Below are 17,966 nucleotides of genomic sequence, written 5' to 3'. Positions count from 1 at the left end.
CGGCTTTTTTATTGCCATTATTTTCTGTTTTTTTCTTCAATCCATCGAGACATATACTTCGTACTTTGCAACGAATGATGCATCAACATAGTACCCATAAAATTTTGCAAACGGTGAGTTTCCATATTTTCTAGCAACAAACTAATCGTTGACATAAAATTAGTGACATAATCAAGCTTAGAATAACAGTGATTCACAATATCAATTCCTTTTTTCTGACTTTTTAACCACAAATATTCATCCTCATATAAAGCTATTGCCGCTTTCGCAAAAGACTGACTTTCATCTTCAATAAAACCATTCCAATCCAAATTACCTCGCATAGCCTCAGCTCCAACTGAACTCGTTAAAGTAGGCGTTCCATAAAGCATCGCTTCGACCAATTTCCCTTTGAGACCTGCCCCAAAACGGATGGGAGCCAAAAGCACTCTTGCTTTTTGAATCACTTCTTGGGCATTTTCCGCTCTTCCTTTGATATAAAATCCTTCTTTAGGATTGTGTAACTGTAATACTTTTTGTGAAGGATAAGCCCCGTAAACATTTAATACAGCATCAGATTTTTGCTTTCTAATTAAAGGCCAAATTGTTTCTTTCAAATACTGAACTGTATTCCAATTCGGTTCATGCAAAAAGTTACCTATAAAAACAAAATCTTTTCTATCGTGAAATGAAGGTAGCTTTGCTAAATCTTTTACATTCATAGTATCCAACAGAAAAGGCATATAAAACAATAAGCCAGAATCAATATTAAAAATAGTGGTCAATAATTCTATTTCGTACTTTGAAATCATAATCGATACATCTGAACGCAAAATACTCGCTATTTCACGTTTAGCAACCTCTTCTTTCAATAACAAATCAGTTGTAAACTTTACATTCGCTTTGAATGCTTTTTGTCTTGCTAATCGCAAGCAATGCAAATCTTCTGTATCCAATATTCGTAAAGCTTTAGGGCAATTCTCGGCTACTCGCCAACCAAATTGCTCTTCAGTCATAAAACGATCAAATAAGACCACTGAAGGCTGTAAATCTTTTATAAAAACATCAAAACTAGAAGCATTCAATTCGATCGCTACTTTTTCAATTACAAAATCATCAAGTGCAACCATGTGCTCACTATCAGAGGCAGCACTTGCAAATACTATCTTATACCCATCTTGTTTGAAACATTGTATAATTTGTAGCATTCTTGTTCCGGCAGCAGAAGAATTTGGCTCTGGCCAAACAAAACCTATTACTAAAAGCTTTTTTTCTTGAGTCATAAAAATCAATTAATTCGAATACAAAATAATGCTATTTATATCGTAATACTCACTAATCAACTATTTTTATCTAATAAAACCGTAATTTTGCAATTACAAAAAACAAAATATGTTAGGATTAAAACTAGCTACAGATCCAAGATGGGTCAACATTGTAGAGTCAAATATCGAAGAGATTTTAACCGACCATGCTTGGTGCGAGCAAAAAGCGGCCTCAAACGCTATAAGTCTTATTACCCAAAACTCAGAAAAAGAAGAATTGGTTACTGAGCTAATGCTTATTGCTCAAGAAGAAATAGAGCATTTCAAAATGGTTCATGATCTTATCAAAGAAAGAGGACTTATTTTTGGACGCGAACGCAAGGATAGCTATGTAAACGAACTTTTTAAATTCATGAAAAAAGACGGAAGCAGAAATGACGCCCTATGTGAGCGCTTACTGTTTTCTGCCATGATAGAGGCACGAAGTTGTGAAAGATTCAAAGTACTATCAGAAAACATAAAAGACCCTGAATTAGCCAAATTTTATCGTGATTTAATGATAAGCGAAGCAGGACATTATACTACTTTCTTAAATTTCGCAAGAAAATATGCTGACAATGTAAATGTAGACAAAAGATGGAAAGAGTGGATTGATTTCGAAACCTCCATAATTACCAATTATGGAAAAAGCGAAACAGTTCATGGATAACAAAAAAAAGGCGAATTCTAATTTTAGAATTCGCCTTTTTCATAAAAATAATAAAACTATTTTTTCACGATAATAAATTCGGAACGTCTATTAATAGCGTGCTGTTCCTCGGTACAATCTTTACAATCTATTTTTAACTCTGATTCACCAAATCCTTTCCCTGAAATTCTATCTGTACTAATTCCTTTTGAAATCACATATTGCACTGTAGAAATCGCTCTACGCTCAGATAGATTTTCATTGTATTTTACAGAACCTCTTGAATCCGTATGAGATTTAACAGATATAACTAAGTTTTTATTTTGTTGCATCACATATACCAACTTATCCAATTCAGCAGCCCCTTCACGAGTAATATTGTTTTTATCAAATTCAAAATAGATTGGATTCAATACAATTTCTCCGTCCTTAACAATAACATCAATCGGTTCTAAAGCAACATTAACAACCACTTTACCTTCCATAATTTTATCAACAGAAATAGCTTTATAAACAAAGCCATCTTTATATGCTTCAAGTTTATATGATTTTTGTGTATCAACATCGTATAAAACTTCACCTACTCCTGATGTAAACTTATTATCTAATACATTATTAAACTCATCTAAAATCACCACTTTAACATCCGTCAAAAGCTCCTGGGTTTTAGCATTAGTTACAACAGTTAATATTTGTGCGCTTTTTACAGGGACAGAACTATATATATGATCATTCCCTAAACGATTACTAGATAAAAACCCAATGTTTTTTTCTTTATTAAAAGTAAAAGCGAAATCATCTTTCTCTGAATTAACAGGTTTACCTATATTTAATGGCATCCCATTATTATTTAAATCAACCGAATAAACATCAAATCCTCCAAACCCTATCAAACCATTAGATGCATAATATAAAATATTATCATCTGATATGAAAGGGAAACTTTCATCTCCAACTGTATTAATCTTATCACCTAAATTTTGTGGTACACCATAACTTCCATCAGCACCGATAGTCACTTTCCAAATATCAATCCCTCCTATTGAACCAGGCATATTAGAAGAAAAATAGAGAGTTTCACCATCATTACTTATAGAGGGATTACTTGTTGAATACTTACTACTATTAAAAGGAAGAGGCTCTACTTTTGACCATTTTCCATTAACTTTTGTTGCTTTAAATAAATTAACTTGTCCAATCTTTAATTTTTTTAATTTATCTTTTTCAAACAATTTATCATTAAAACTTTCACTTGAAAAGTAAATTGTATTTCCATCTTTAGAAATTGAGACAGGACCCTCATGATATTTTGTGTTTAATTCATTTACTAGCGAAGGACTTCCAAAACTTCCGTCCTCATTATAACTAGAAAGATAAATATCTAAATAGGGCTCATTTTTCCAACCATAAACAGCATTGTTTTCATTTCTTGAACTCGCAAAATACAATTGGTCCCCAAATAACAAAGCACCAAAATCTGACTTGTCAGTTGAATTAATAGCAATTTTTTCAATATCAAATAATTTATGAATATCCTTTAGCTTAGGTAAATAATCTGGATTCTTATTAAAATCAATTGCTCTTTCATCTGTTGGTTTCATCGATGCAAAAATTTTCATTTGCTCATTAGATTCAGCATATTTTAAATTTGACTTCAAAATTTGAGCGTAACGGTAATAGGTTTCTGCATCCTGTTTTGACTGCAATGCTTTTGCATACCAATTCTCGGCTTCAACCGTATTGTATATATTATAATAGCAGTCTCCTAATCTTTTATAGACATAACTATCAGCCTTACCCTTTTCAGTCAATTGAAGATATTCATTAATCGCATTTACATATTCAAACCTGTCAAATAATTTATCTGCAACCTTTGTATCTTTATTTTGTGCTGAAATTATATTTATAAAAAGCACAAATAACAATAGTAGTATATTTTTTTTCATTAATTAGAATTTTAAATATTAGAAAAACCTAGGAGAACGAGATACTTTTTTAGATGAAAATATATCATACAAAATAATAAACTCATGTGATGAAGGTGCTGTTGTTTTTAGATCAGATATAATATGATCATAAGCATAACCTATTCGTAACTCTGGAGATACTGCAAAATTAACCATTGCTCCATAACTATCTTGAAGTCTATATGTTGCTCCAATTTCAATTTTTTCATTATATAAAAAATTAGCAGAAAGATCTAAAGATGGAGAAACATTAAATGCTGATTTCAACATAAAAAAGGGCTTGAATTTTAAATTACTATTCAAATCAAAAACATATCCCCCTGTTAAAAAATAATGTAATACATCTGAGCCATATTCCCTACCATTGTAATCAAGATGAGCTGAAGCCATCATATTAGGAATAGAAAAACCTAAATAATATTTTTCAGCATAATAAAACACCCCTGAACCAAAATTAAAAGTAACATCATTTATATCTTGACCAAAAATTCCCTCGTTGGGATCTGGCAAGGTAGATTGAATATCCCTTAATCCAACTCTTTGAAAAGTAGCTCCCGCTTTTAATCCAAAAGCTAAACGATGCGTATCATTAAGTTTTAGTGTATATGAAAAATCCCCATAGACATTTTGTTCTTCAATAGGACCAATTTTATCAGAAATAAATGAAACTCCTAAACCTACATTACGTCCAGCTTTTCCATGTCCTGCAAAAGTAAAAGATGTTGGTGCATCTTCTATATTAACCCACTGTTTACGATATAACATCCCAAGTGAGATTGATTCTTTTGAACCTGCATAGGCAGGATTCATAACATTCATATTATACATATACTGAGTATAATGCGGTGTTTGCTGTGCCATTCCTTCGACATAGCTGATCAGAACCAATAATGAAATTAATAATATTTTGTTCATACCAATTTGTTTATTCATTTTGTCAACATCTACTTATTAACATAAATCTATTTAATTCACTTTTATCTTATCAGATATATCCAACCTGTTCTAGATTTTCCATTATTGAAATCAATCACATAGTAATAGGTAGCACTTGGCAATTCCTCTCCTTTATTTGATTGCCCTTTCCATTGATCTTTATAATTATGTTGATCATAAACTCGAATACCATATCTATCAAATATCTGTAAATAACTAACATCCATAAATTTCAAATCAAAGAAATCATTTGAACCATTACCATCAGGTGAAATACCTTTTTGAATATTACAAAATACAGATTCGATTGTAACATTATTTACTGTTGAACACTTGGTCAAATCAGAACTAACCTTTAATGTAAAAGTCAAAGGATAATTTACCGCCCCCGACATAGAATTCACCACATCGGTAGCATTCAAAACATTTGAATTAGTACCAACTATATTTCCTAAATTATCCTTCCACTCATAATTAACGGTACTCGCATCATATGAATTATTGAATGGACTAGCTGTCAAAACATAATCTTTATCTATACAATCTCCTGTGGATTCAAATTGAATTTGTGGAGGAACTGGATTAACAGTAATAGTTGCTGAAGAAGAACAAGCTCCTGACGTAGCCGTAACAACATAAATACCTGAAGGTGCAGTTACCATATCAACAATCCTTACAACTCCTGTTGATGGGCTTATTGTATACGAATAAGACGCATTATAATTAGTAATCTTAAAACTTCCAGTTGAAGCAATACAGCTTGGCTGAGCATCAACACTTAAAATTGGCTGAACTGGCAAAGGAAGTACCGTATTAGTTATTGCCGTACTTATCGATGTACAACCAGAAGCATTAGTAACAATCACATCTACAAATTGACCATTTGTTAAGGTTGATGTAGTGTAAACAGCTGAGGCTCCATTTTGAACACTTGAATTATTCACTCTAAAATTATAATTAACACCTCCACTAGCCGTAAAAGCAACCGATGTACCTGAACAAAATGTATTATCAGAATCATTACTAGATAAAGTAGCTATTGGCAAAGCATTCACAGTAACTGTTTGTGTGATTTTACAGCCGCTACTATTGGTATATGTGATCAAACTCGTACCAACCGAAACTCCTGTTACAACTCCAGAATTATTTACAGTAGCCACACTCGGAGAAGCAGATACCCATGGATTAGTAGCATTAGGTGTACCTGATCCTGTTAATGCCGTTGTTAGACCAATACAAACGTTTGGAGTTCCTGTTATTGTAGGTAACGCATTTACTGTTACTGTTTGAGTAGTGCTACAACCATTACTATTTGTGTAAGTAATTACACTCGTACCAGCTGAAACTCCTGTCACAACCCCTGAACCGTTAACTGTAGCTACACTTGGAGAAGCTGACACCCATGGATTTGTTGCGTTTGGTGTAGCCGAACCTGTTAATGTTGTTGTTAAACCAGCACAAACAATTGGATTACCTGTAATTGTTGGCAAAGGATTTACTGTTACTGTTTGAGTTATTGTACAACCATTATTATCAGTATATCTTATTATACTTGTTCCTGCAGAAACCCCTGTTACAACACCGGAACTACTTACTGTAGCAACACTTGGTGAAGCTGATGTCCAAGGATTTGTTGCGTTTGGAGTACCTGAACCTGTTAACGAAGTTGTTAAACCAATACAAACAGTACTATTACCTGAAATCGTTGGTGTAGCATATACCGTAAAAATTTGATTCACTGAACATCCATTACTATTGGTATAGGTAATTACACTCGTACCGCCAGAGACTCCTGTAACAACTCCTGAATTATTTACAGTAGCCACACTCGGTGTCGCTGACACCCAAGGATTTGTTGAACTTGGTGTACCTGAACCTATCAATGCCGATGTAAACCCAATACATACTGACGGAGTACCAGTAATCGTTGGCAACGCATTTACTGTTACTGTTCGATTTACTGTACATCCATTGCTATTCGTATAGGTTATTACACTTGTACCAGCTGAAACTCCTGTTACAACTCCAGAATTATTTATTGTTGCAACTGATGGGTTAGCTGAAACCCATGGATTAGTTGGATTTGGCGTACCAGAACCCGTCAATGTAGTTGTTAGACCTACACAAATAATTGCATTACCTGTAATAGTTGGTAAAGGATTTACAGTAAATGTTTGAGTAGTACTACAACCATCACTATTAGTATAGGTTATAATACTCGTTCCCACAGACACCCCTGTTACAACTCCAGAATTTGTAATATTAGCTACACTAGGCGAAGCAGATACCCACGGATTAGTTGCGTTTGGTGTACCTGAACCTGTTAATGTCGTTGTTAAACCAACACAAACGTTTGGTGTACCTGTTATTGTTGGTAACGGATTTACTGTTACTGTTTGAGTAATGCTACAACCATTACTATTTGTGTAAGTAATTACACTCGTACCAGCTGAAACTCCTGTCACAACCCCTGAACTGTTAACTGTAGCTACACTTGGAGAAGCTGACACCCATGGATTTGTTGCATTTGGTGTAGCCGAACCTGTTAATGTTGTTGTTAAACCAGCACAAACAATTGGATTACCTGTAATTGTTGGCAAAGGATTTACTGTTACTGTTTGAGTTATTGTACAACCATTATTATCAGTATATCTTATTATACTTGTTCCTGCAGAAACCCCTGTTACAACACCGGAATTATTTACAGTAGCTACACTCGGTGAAGCTGATGTCCAAGGATTTGTTGCACTTGGAGTACCTGAACCTGTTAACGAAGTTGTTAAACCAATACAAACAGTAGAACTACCAGAAATCGTTGGTGTAGCATACACCGTAAAAATTTGATTCACGGAACATCCATTACTATTGGTATAGGTAATTACACTAGTACCACCAGAAACTCCTGTTACAACTCCAGAATTATTTACAGTAGCCACACTCGGTGTCGCTGACACCCAAGGATTTGTTGAACTTGGTGTACCTGAACCTGTCAATACCGATGTAAACCCAATACATTCTGACGGAGTACCAGTTATCGTTGGCAACGCATTTACTGTTACTGTTCGATTTACTGTACATCCATTGCTATTTGTATAGGTTATTACACTTGTACCAGCTGAAACTCCTGTTACAACTCCAGAATTATTTATTGTTGCAACTGATGGGTTAGCTGAAACCCATGGATTAGTTGTGCTTGGAGTACCCGAGCCACTTAAAGTTGTTGTCAAACCAACACATACAGTCAAAGTGCCTGTAATCGTAGGTAAAGGATTCACTGTAAATGTTTGAGTGATAGAACAGCCTTCACTATTAGTATAGGTTATCAAACTCGTTCCTACTGACACTCCTGTTACAACTCCAGAATTACTTATAGTTGCAACTGACGGAGAAGCAGAAACCCAAGGATTAGTTGCGTTTGGCGTACCTGAACCTGTTAATGTTGTTGTTAAACCAACACAAACGTTTGGAGTACCTGTTATTGTTGGTAACGCATTTACTGTTACTGTTTCAGTAGTGCTACAACCATTACTATTTGTATAAGTAATTACACTTGTACCAGCTGAAACTCCTGTCACAACCCCTGAACTGTTAACCGTAGCTACACTTGGAGAAGCTGACACCCATGGATTTGTTGCATTTGGTGTAGCCGAACCTGTTAATGTTGTTGTTAAACCAGCACAAACAATTGGATTACCTGTAATTGTTGGCAAAGGATTTACTGTTACTGTTTGACTGATACTACAACCATTACTGTTCGTATAAGTAATTACACTTGTTCCAGCTGAAACTCCTGTCACAACCCCTGAACTGTTAACCGTAGCTACACTTGGAGAAGCAGACACCCATGGATTTGTTGCATTTGGGGAACCCGAACCTGTTAATGTTGTTGTTGAACCAATACATACAGATGTTGTACCACTAATAGTTGGTAGAGCAACAATATTCATCACCATACTATCTTCGCTATAACAAGGTACTAAAGCATCAGAAGAAACAACAACTGGATTAGGAGTTGCAAAATTATAATCTACAGGAACATTTCCATAATCAGAACCATTTGTTCGTTCAGGACTTAAAAAAGAATTAGTAACACTAAAGTTAGCTTCATTATCATCTCTAACTGTGAAACCAAAGAACTTAATATCTCCTACTGAATAACCTAATAGCGTTTTCAAAACGCCTATTTCAAAACCTTTATCATAATCTGAAACACCAGCATTTGTTGCATCTACCCCAAATAAAGAAGGAAGAGAATTTACAGCAGTATTTCCTAGGTTTATTTTAGTTGAACTACCCGTTTTTAATTCGATTAGATCTGCAAAATAACCACTACTACTAACATTAGGGGAAATTGCCAAACAATAATCGGCAAAGAAATAAGAATCAAAAGTACTAGGTGTGGTTGGATTATTATTAAAATAGTTAAATCCATTCACAACAGAAGAACTAGTATCATCACCAAAATTAGACACATTAAAACCTCCTGGTTTTGTATCTAAAAACAACAACATACTTCTACCAGTACCTAATTTACCAGAAATACCAAAGACTAATTTATCTTCAGTAGAACTAATTTTTATCGAGTTCATATACCCATCAATAGCCGAAGATGATAAAGATGCAGAAAGCATATTGTCTTCCATATTACCAGTACCCCATGCAGCCTCTGTTATCAAACCATCATAAGAAACATCATATCTAGAACGAACTTTTACAGTTTGACCATTTGTCAAAGTACTTGTGGTATAGGTTCTTGATGTAGACATTGGCTGGACAACCACCCCATTAACAGAAAACTCAAACAAATCTGCTCCGCCAGAGGCCGTAAAAGTAACAGATGTACCTTCACAAAGAGGAATCGTGGACGGATTAGCAGTTAAAACAACAGGAGATGGATTTGTATACACTGAAGCAACTACAGGAACCCTTATACTAAAATCAGGGCCAGAATGCGTTTGAACATAAAAAGTAGTTGTCTTAGCTACTTTGGCTCTATAAATAGAACCAGTATACAAAATAGTTGTAGATGTTTGACTATCGAACCACTCAATTAAATCACCGCTACCACCCGAAGCGTTTACAAACACATCAACAGTAGCATTAGCTGGTAGAGAAGCATCTTTACATGCACTTCCAGCAGTAGTCAAAGGAGGCGGAATAATAGCATTAGTTTTAGCTGTTATCCCTTTCTTTTTCACGGTGTCTAAAGAAACTAAACCAACTACATTATCACTAATGTATTTTTTTGAATTGAAAATATTACTCGAAAATTTAGCATTTAAAATATTTCCAAAAAACGTACAAACAAGTAAAAATAATAGTAATTTATTTTTCATAAAATGAAGTTTATTATTTAATGTAATAAATTTAACATTATAAACCATCAATAAAACCCAAATACAATAAAAAACTTAACAAATAAATGTTAATAACATTACAGCATAAAAAATCAACAAACCGAGAATCTTGTCAAAATGTTTAGAGAAATATTAAAATGTAATAATTATGTTTTAAAATAAATACAAATAAAAGACTCCTTTGCTGATCTTTTCAAGTTATTGTTACTAGAAATTGTCGTCTACCAGCTTGAACTTGTTCTGACAAAACAAATAATCCTCATCAAATACATAATAAGGATTAATAATACTTCCGTTTAACAAAAATGCTATAAAACAAAAAACCCTGTTTCGTTAAAAACAAGGTTTTCAAAGACTCGAGGGCTTATCCCTACTTCCCTTAAAAGAAAGGCAACGATATACTATCCCACAAAATGCAATACAATCTGCGCAGGCAGACATAACTACTCTGTTCGGATTAAATTTTACCGGATCAAGTCAAAAAGTTGTGGGGAAATATTAAATTTCGATATTTGTGTTTTAAATTAAATGCAAATGAAAGATTCCTTAGTTGAACTTCTCAAGTTATTGTTGCCAGAAATTATCGTTGATTATTTTGAACTTACTTCTTATGAAAAAGGTGAAGAAATTCTTCATTTATACTTAAAAGAGATTAATTCGATTCCAAAAGAATACCGTCAAAACAAATTAAGTTCAAAAGGTTTTTTTGATGAGATAACTGTTCAAGATTTTCCAATACGTGGACATCAAGTGTACCTACACATTACTCGTAGAAGATGGCTTAACGAAGATACTGGACAAGTTGTATTTAGAGATTGGAATTTAGTAGCAGACGGAACTCGGGTAACACAGGAGTTTGCGTCTTTTTTAAAAGAAATCAATAGATTCAAAGCCTAATGATTGTAATGCTATCGCCTCTTTCTATGGTGTCAAAGGCAAAAACCTACTATATCAATACAAGGATTTCTTAAGTGATTTTAAAATCTGGAATCAAAAAGCACATGCGAAACAATGGCTTATTTTTCCTGAAAACATTGGAAAACGGTTATCTATTGATGAAACCTCTCTTTCTAATGGCGAGCTTTACACCGTTTTAACAAACAAAGCTGCTAACGGTAGAAAAGGCACTATAGTAGCGATGGTTGCTGGAACAAAAGCAGAAACAGTAATTGCAATTATTGAAAAAATCCCTCTTAAACAACGAAACCTAGTTAATGAAATAACATTGGACATGGCTGGTAATATGGGATTAATTGCTAAAAAATGTTTTCCTAAAGCAATACAAGTGACCGACCGCTTTCATGTTCAAAAACTTGCCACTGAAGCTTTGCAAGAGATCAGAATTAAACACCGATGGAAAGCTATAGACCAAGAAAACGAAGCAATGGAACAAGCTAAAAGCAGCAAAACGAAGTATGAACCAAAAATATTAACCAACGGCGATACCCTCAAACAACTACTAGCTAGGAGTCGTTATTTTTTATACAAAAACAAATCAAAATGGTCTCAGAACCAAAAAGAACGTGCGGACTTATTATTCAATTTATATCCCGATATTCATAAAGCATACAATCTAACACAAGACTTACGCAATATCTTTGAAAACACAACTGATAAAATAATTGCTTTTACTAGACTGGCCAAATGGCATGAAAAAGTAAATCAATCAGGATTTAAGTCTTTCAACACAATATCTCGAACCATAACCAATCATTATCAAAACATATTAAACTATTTTGACAACAGAAGTACTAATGCTTCGGCAGAATCCTTCAATGCCAAAATAAAAGCTTTTAGGTCGCAGTTTAGAGGAGTTAGAAACATTGAGTTTTTCCTTTTTAGGCTAACTAATATTTATGCTTAATTTTTGTCGCTCCACAGGTTTTAGGATTGATCCTTTTTACCTTATTTTTTTAAAAAATAAAACAAAATGCTATAAAACAAAAAACCCCGTTTCGTAAGAAACAGGGTTTTCAAAGAAAGGCGACGACATACTCTCCCACAAAAATGCAGTACCATCTGCGCTGGCGGGCTTAACTACTCTGTTCGGGATGGGAAGAGGTGAGCCCCGCCGCAATAACCACCTTAAGGTCGTTTTGCAATGGGTAACTAGCTTGAGCTAATCAACATTACACAATATCTTAACATACTGAGATAAAGAAAAAAGTATTTGTATTATTAGAAAGTTTCCCCAGTCCGCCTTAGCGGACTGGAAAGGTGTACATAAGCTTACGGATTATTAGTACTACTCGACTATGACATTACTGCCTTTACATCTATAGCCTATCAACGTGGTCATCTCCCACGATCCTTAAAAGAAATCTCATCTTGTGGTGGGTTTCGCGCTTATATGCTTTCAGCGCTTATCCCTTCCAAACGTAGCTACTCTGCAATGCCACTGGCGTGACAACAGATACACTAGAGGTTTGTCCAATTCGGTCCTCTCGTACTAGAATCAGATCCACTCAAATTTCTTGCGCCCACAGTAGATAGAGACCGAACTGTCTCACGACGTTCTGAACCCAGCTCGCGTGCCACTTTAATGGGCGAACAGCCCAACCCTTGGGACCTTCTCCAGCCCCAGGATGTGACGAGCCGACATCGAGGTGCCAAACCCCCCCGTCGATATGAGCTCTTGGGGGAGATCAGCCTGTTATCCCCGGCGTACCTTTTATCCTTTGAGCGATGGCCCTTCCATGCGGAACCACCGGATCACTATGCTCTACTTTCGTACCTGATCGACCTGTATGTCTCTCAGTCAAGCTCCCTTATGCCATTGCACTCTTCGCACGGTTACCAAGCGTACTGAGGGAACCTTTAGAAGCCTCCGTTACTCTTTTGGAGGCGACCACCCCAGTCAAACTACCCACCAAGCAATGTCCTCCGCATCGCGGAGTTAGGCCTCAGATAAACAAAGGGTTGTATTTCAACAATGACTCCACAACGCCTAGCGACGCCACTTCACAGTCTCCAACCTATCCTACACATCATTTATCCAAGGTCAATACTAAGCTATAGTAAAGGTGCACAGGGTCTTTTCGTCCCACTGCGGGTAAACGGCATCTTCACCGTTACTACAATTTCACCGAGCTCATGGCTGAGACAGTGTCCAGATCGTTACACCATTCGTGCAGGTCGGAACTTACCCGACAAGGAATTTCGCTACCTTAGGACCGTTATAGTTACGGCCGCCGTTTACTGGGGCTTCAATTCAATGCTTCTCCGAAGATAACATCTCCTCTTAACCTTCCAGCACCGGGCAGGTGTCAGGCCCTATACTTCATCTTACGATTTTGCAGAGCCCTGTGTTTTTGATAAACAGTCGCCTGGACCTCTTCACTGCGGCCAGCATTGCTGCTGGCGACCCTTCTCCCGAAGTTACGGGTCTATTTTGCCTAATTCCTTAGCCATGAATCTCTCGAGCACCTTAGAATTCTCATCTCGACTACCTGTGTCGGTTTGCGGTACGGGTACTATTAACCTGAAGTTTAGAGGTTTTTCTTGGAAGCCCTTAGGTACACTATCTCTTTGTCCGAAGACGCCGAGTACTATCGTAATTCCCCAAGCCGCGTGGATTTGCCTGCGCAGCCTATAGGTACATACTTCAACGAACTATTCCGTCAGTTCGCGGTACTTTCATCACTCCGTCACCCCATCACAGTTAACAGTAGTACGGGAATATTAACCCGTTGTCCATCGACTGTCCCTTTCGGGTTCGCCTTAGGTCCCGACTAACCCACAGCTGATTAGCATAGCTGTGGAAACCTTAGTCTTTCGGTGTGCGGGTTTCTCGCCCGCATTATCGTTACTTATGCCTACATTTTCTTTTCTAACCAGTCCAGCATGCCTTACGACACACCTTCAACCCTGTTAGAATGCTCCCCTACCACTTTGTATTACTACAAAATCCATAGCTTCGGTAATATACTTATGCCCGATTATTATCCATGCTCGTCCGCTCGACTAGTGAGCTGTTACGCACTCTTTAAATGAATGGCTGCTTCCAAGCCAACATCCTAGCTGTCTAAGCAGACAAACCGCGTTCTTTCAACTTAGTATATATTTGGGGACCTTAGCTGATGGTCTGGGTTCTTTCCCTCTCGGACTTGGACCTTAGCACCCAAGCCCTCACTGTCGTGAAACATTATATAGCATTCGGAGTTTGTCAGGAATTGGTAGGCGGTGAAGCCCCCGCATCCAATCAGTAGCTCTACCTCTATATAACTTATGCACGACGCTGCACCTAAATGCATTTCGGGGAGTACGAGCTATTTCCGAGTTTGATTGGCCTTTCACCCCTACCCACAGATCATCCCAAGACTTTTCAACGTCAACGGGTTCGGTCCTCCACTTTGGGTTAACAAAGCTTCAACCTGTCCATGGGTAGATCACACGGTTTCGCGTCTAACACTACTGACTAAAGCGCCCTATTCAGACTCGCTTTCGCTACGGATCCGTGGCTTAACCACTTATCCTTGCCAGCAACGTTAACTCGTAGGCTCATTATGCAAAAGGCACGCCGTCACCCAACGAATGGGCTCCGACCGCTTGTAAGCGTATGGTTTCAGGATCTATTTCACTCCGTTATTCACGGTTCTTTTCACCTTTCCCTCACGGTACTGGTTCACTATCGGTCTCTCAGGAGTATTTAGCCTTAGCGGATGGTCCCGCCAAATTCAGACAGGGTTTCACGTGCCCCGCCCTACTCAGGATACCACTATCCTTTACAGTCATTACTTATACAGGGCTATCACCTTCTTTGGCTTTACTTTCCAGTAAATTCTAATTCTTCATGCAAGAAATGTCGTGGTCCTACAACCCCAGCATTGCCGTAACAACACTGGTTTGGGCTAATCCGCGTTCGCTCGCCACTACTTACGGAATCACTTTTGTTTTCTTCTCCTCCGCCTACTTAGATGTTTCAGTTCAGCGGGTTTGCCCACCTATCGGTGTACTATGTCTTCAACATAGTGGGTTGCCCCATTCAGGTATTTACGGATCAACTCTTGTGTGCAGATCCCCGTAACTTTTCGCAGCTTATCACGCCTTTCATCGCCTCTGAGAGCCTAGGCATCCCCCATACGCCCTTATTTTGCTTATTGTACCAATCATAAATTTAATTATGACCGTTTTTGTTTGTTTTCTACTATAAATAGTAAAAACGCTTTCTACTTTTTATATTTTTCTTATCTCAATATGTCAATGAACTTTTTTCTAGTGTTCAGTATTCAGTTTTTAGTATTCAGTTAAACTGATTACTATCTTTCTGTGGACTGACCACTGAAATTGTGGAGAATAACGGAGTCGAACCGTTGACCTCCTGCGTGCAAGGCAGGCGCTCTAGCCAGCTGAGCTAATCCCCCATTCTTTAGTGTACAGTTAACAGTTCTCAGTTAACAGTACTTAGGACGGTTAGCCAACCTCTAAAATTTCCTTTTCTTAAGTTTAAATAGTAGTCCCGGGCAGACTCGAACTGCCGACCCCTACATTATCAGTGTAGTACTCTAACCAGCTGAGCTACGAGACTCTGTTTTACTTAAGTTTTATTCTTTTTTTTTAAATTAACAGCAAGAGTAATATAATGTCTAAATCTAATCCCAATAGTTCTTTTCGTCTTTTTCCTTAGCGTGCTTACGCTAACACTAAGGCTCTAGAAAGGAGGTGTTCCAGCCGCACCTTCCGGTACGGCTACCTTGTTACGACTTAGCCCTAGTTACCAGTTTTACCCTAGGCAGCTCCTTGCGGTCACCGACTTCAGGCACCCCCAGCTTCCATGGCTTGACGGGCGGTGTGTACAAGGCCCGGGAACGTATTCACCGGATCATGGCTGATATCCGATTACTAGCGATTCCAGCTTCACGGAGTCGAGTTGCAGACTCCGATCCGAACTGAGAACGGTTTTATAGATTCGCTCCTATTTGCATAGTGGCTGCTCTCTGTACCGTCCATTGTAGCACGTGTGTAGCCCAAGGCGTAAGGGCCGTGATGATTTGACGTCATCCCCACCTTCCTCACAGTTTACACTGGCAGTCTTGTTAGAGTTCCCGACTTGACTCGCTGGCAACTAACAACAGGGGTTGCGCTCGTTATAGGACTTAACCTGACACCTCACGGCACGAGCTGACGACAACCATGCAGCACCTTGTAAATTGTCTTGCGAAAGTTCTGTTTCCAAAACGGTCAATCTACATTTAAGCCTTGGTAAGGTTCCTCGCGTATCATCGAATTAAACCACATGCTCCACCGCTTGTGCGGGCCCCCGTCAATTCCTTTGAGTTTCAAACTTGCGTTCGTACTCCCCAGGTGGGATACTTATCACTTTCGCTTAGCCACTGAAGTTGCCCCCAACAGCTAGTATCCATCGTTTACGGCGTGGACTACCAGGGTATCTAATCCTGTTCGCTACCCACGCTTTCGTCCATCAGCGTCAATATATTAGTAGTAACCTGCCTTCGCAATTGGTATTCCATGTAATCTCTAAGCATTTCACCGCTACACTACATATTCTAGTTACTTCCTAATAATTCAAGCCCTACAGTATCAATGGCCGTTTCCCCGTTGAGCGGGAGATTTCACCACTGACTTATAAGGCCGCCTACGGACCCTTTAAACCCAATGATTCCGGATAACGCTTGGATCCTCCGTATTACCGCGGCTGCTGGCACGGAGTTAGCCGATCCTTATTCTTACAGTACCGTCAAGGCTCTACACGTAGAGCGGTTTCTTCCTGTACAAAAGCAGTTTACAATCCATAGGACCGTCATCCTGCACGCGGCATGGCTGGTTCAGACTTGCGTCCATTGACCAATATTCCTCACTGCTGCCTCCCGTAGGAGTCTGGTCCGTGTCTCAGTACCAGTGTGGGGGATCTCCCTCTCAGGACCCCTACCCATCGCGGTCTTGGTAAGCCGTTACCTTACCAACTAACTAATGGGACGCATGCTCATCTTTCACCGTTGTGACTTTAATTATAAAATGATGCCATCCTATAATACTATGAGGTATTAATCCAAATTTCTCTGGGCTATCCCTCTGTGAAAGGTAGATTGCATACGCGTTACGCACCCGTGCGCCGGTCTCTAGTTCCGAAAAACTATACCCCTCGACTTGCATGTGTTAGGCCTGCCGCTAGCGTTCATCCTGAGCCAGGATCAAACTCTTCATCGTATATTGTGCGTCCGCCGTGGCGGACTATTTATTTTTGACTGAAGTTCTAGTGGTTCGTTTCAAATCTATCGATTCTATTACTCTTATTCTTTTGTTCTTAAAATCTCTTCTAAGAACGGCTGTCAATTCAATATGCCTAGGAACGTGTTCTTCTTATTTTCTCTTCGTTTTCACAATATTTGTGTTTCTCGAAGCGGGTGCAAAAGTACAACTTCTTTTTAATCTCACAAGAAAAATTTAAAGTTTTTTTTATTCTTTTTTCAAAGATTAAAACCTTATTTCTCTTGTCAGTATTTCAAATAACTTAACGCTTTTGCGGGGTGCAAATGTAAAACGTAAATTCTTTTCTCACAAGCTTTTTTTGATATTTATTTTCAAAGATTTTATTCCTCTTTAACATCAATCGCTTGTCAGTATATCAGTGAACGTCTTGCTTGTTGCGGGTGCAAAAGTACCGCCTTTATTCAATTAAACAATACCTTTTCGTAACTTTATTTTAACCTTTTTTCCAACACACTGAAAATGTGAATATTGTTTTTAAAGAGAATTATGGTTTTGTAAGAGTTTAGGCTTACTTAAACACAAAGAACACCAAGGAAGCACTAAG

Annotated in this window: 7 protein-coding genes, 2 tRNA genes and 3 rRNA genes; 3 read left to right on the top strand and 9 right to left on the bottom strand. The window is 37.7% G+C overall.

What is annotated here, in order from left to right; genetic code table 11:
• Positions 1-17: 17 nt before the first annotated feature.
• On the bottom strand, positions 18-1,262 hold the full coding sequence (locus SLW70_RS05770; protein ID WP_320891099.1) for a glycosyltransferase: 1,245 nt from the start codon (positions 1,260-1,262) through the stop codon (positions 18-20).
• Positions 1,263-1,371: 109 nt separating this feature from the next.
• Between SLW70_RS05770 and SLW70_RS05765 the strand changes: the two genes are divergently transcribed.
• Complete coding sequence (locus SLW70_RS05765) at positions 1,372-1,953, top strand: tRNA-(ms[2]io[6]A)-hydroxylase (RefSeq protein ID WP_320891098.1); 582 nt, start codon at positions 1,372-1,374, stop codon at positions 1,951-1,953.
• 56 nt (positions 1,954-2,009) lie between these two features.
• On the opposite strand, the gene SLW70_RS05760 is transcribed toward SLW70_RS05765, so the two are convergent.
• From SLW70_RS05760 to SLW70_RS05750, 3 genes are all read right to left on the bottom strand, one after another.
• On the bottom strand, positions 2,010-3,848 hold the full coding sequence (locus SLW70_RS05760) for an OmpA family protein (protein WP_320891097.1): 1,839 nt from the start codon (positions 3,846-3,848) through the stop codon (positions 2,010-2,012).
• 48 nt (positions 3,849-3,896) lie between these two features.
• On the bottom strand, positions 3,897-4,814 hold the full coding sequence (locus tag SLW70_RS05755; RefSeq protein ID WP_320891096.1) for a type IX secretion system membrane protein PorP/SprF: 918 nt from the start codon (positions 4,812-4,814) through the stop codon (positions 3,897-3,899).
• 62 nt (positions 4,815-4,876) lie between these two features.
• Complete coding sequence (locus SLW70_RS05750; protein ID WP_320891095.1) at positions 4,877-10,171, bottom strand: Ig-like domain-containing protein; 5,295 nt, start codon at positions 10,169-10,171, stop codon at positions 4,877-4,879.
• Positions 10,172-10,726: 555 nt separating this feature from the next.
• Here SLW70_RS05750 and SLW70_RS05745 point away from each other — a divergent pair.
• Both SLW70_RS05745 and SLW70_RS05740 read left to right on the top strand, forming a co-directional pair.
• Complete coding sequence (locus SLW70_RS05745; RefSeq protein ID WP_320888229.1) at positions 10,727-11,089, top strand: transposase; 363 nt, start codon at positions 10,727-10,729, stop codon at positions 11,087-11,089.
• 13 nt (positions 11,090-11,102) lie between these two features.
• Positions 11,103-12,056, top strand: coding sequence for a transposase (locus SLW70_RS05740; RefSeq protein WP_320891742.1), 954 nt, complete (start codon positions 11,103-11,105; stop codon positions 12,054-12,056).
• Between the two features lie 114 nt (positions 12,057-12,170).
• Here the strand turns inward: SLW70_RS05740 and rrf are convergent.
• The 5 genes from rrf to SLW70_RS05715 all read right to left on the bottom strand — a co-directional run bounded on the left by rrf (position 12,171) and on the right by SLW70_RS05715 (position 17,359).
• Positions 12,171-12,280 (bottom strand): 5S ribosomal RNA (gene rrf / locus SLW70_RS05735).
• A gap of 131 nt (positions 12,281-12,411) precedes the next feature.
• A 23S ribosomal RNA gene (locus tag SLW70_RS05730) occupies positions 12,412-15,294 on the bottom strand.
• A 187-nt stretch (positions 15,295-15,481) separates the two neighbouring features.
• Positions 15,482-15,555: transfer RNA gene (locus SLW70_RS05725), tRNA-Ala, on the bottom strand.
• Between the two features lie 90 nt (positions 15,556-15,645).
• Positions 15,646-15,719: transfer RNA gene (locus SLW70_RS05720), tRNA-Ile, on the bottom strand.
• A gap of 127 nt (positions 15,720-15,846) precedes the next feature.
• A 16S ribosomal RNA gene (locus SLW70_RS05715) occupies positions 15,847-17,359 on the bottom strand.
• Together the 16S, 23S and 5S rRNA genes with 2 tRNA genes alongside form the textbook arrangement of a ribosomal RNA operon.
• Positions 17,360-17,966 lie beyond the last annotated feature (607 nt).

It is taken from the genome of Flavobacterium sp. NG2 (assembly GCF_034119845.1).
GTDB lineage: Bacteria > Bacteroidota > Bacteroidia > Flavobacteriales > Flavobacteriaceae > Flavobacterium.
The sequence above is the reverse complement of the archived record's forward strand: the minus strand, read 5'-3'. Positions and strand labels throughout refer to the sequence as shown.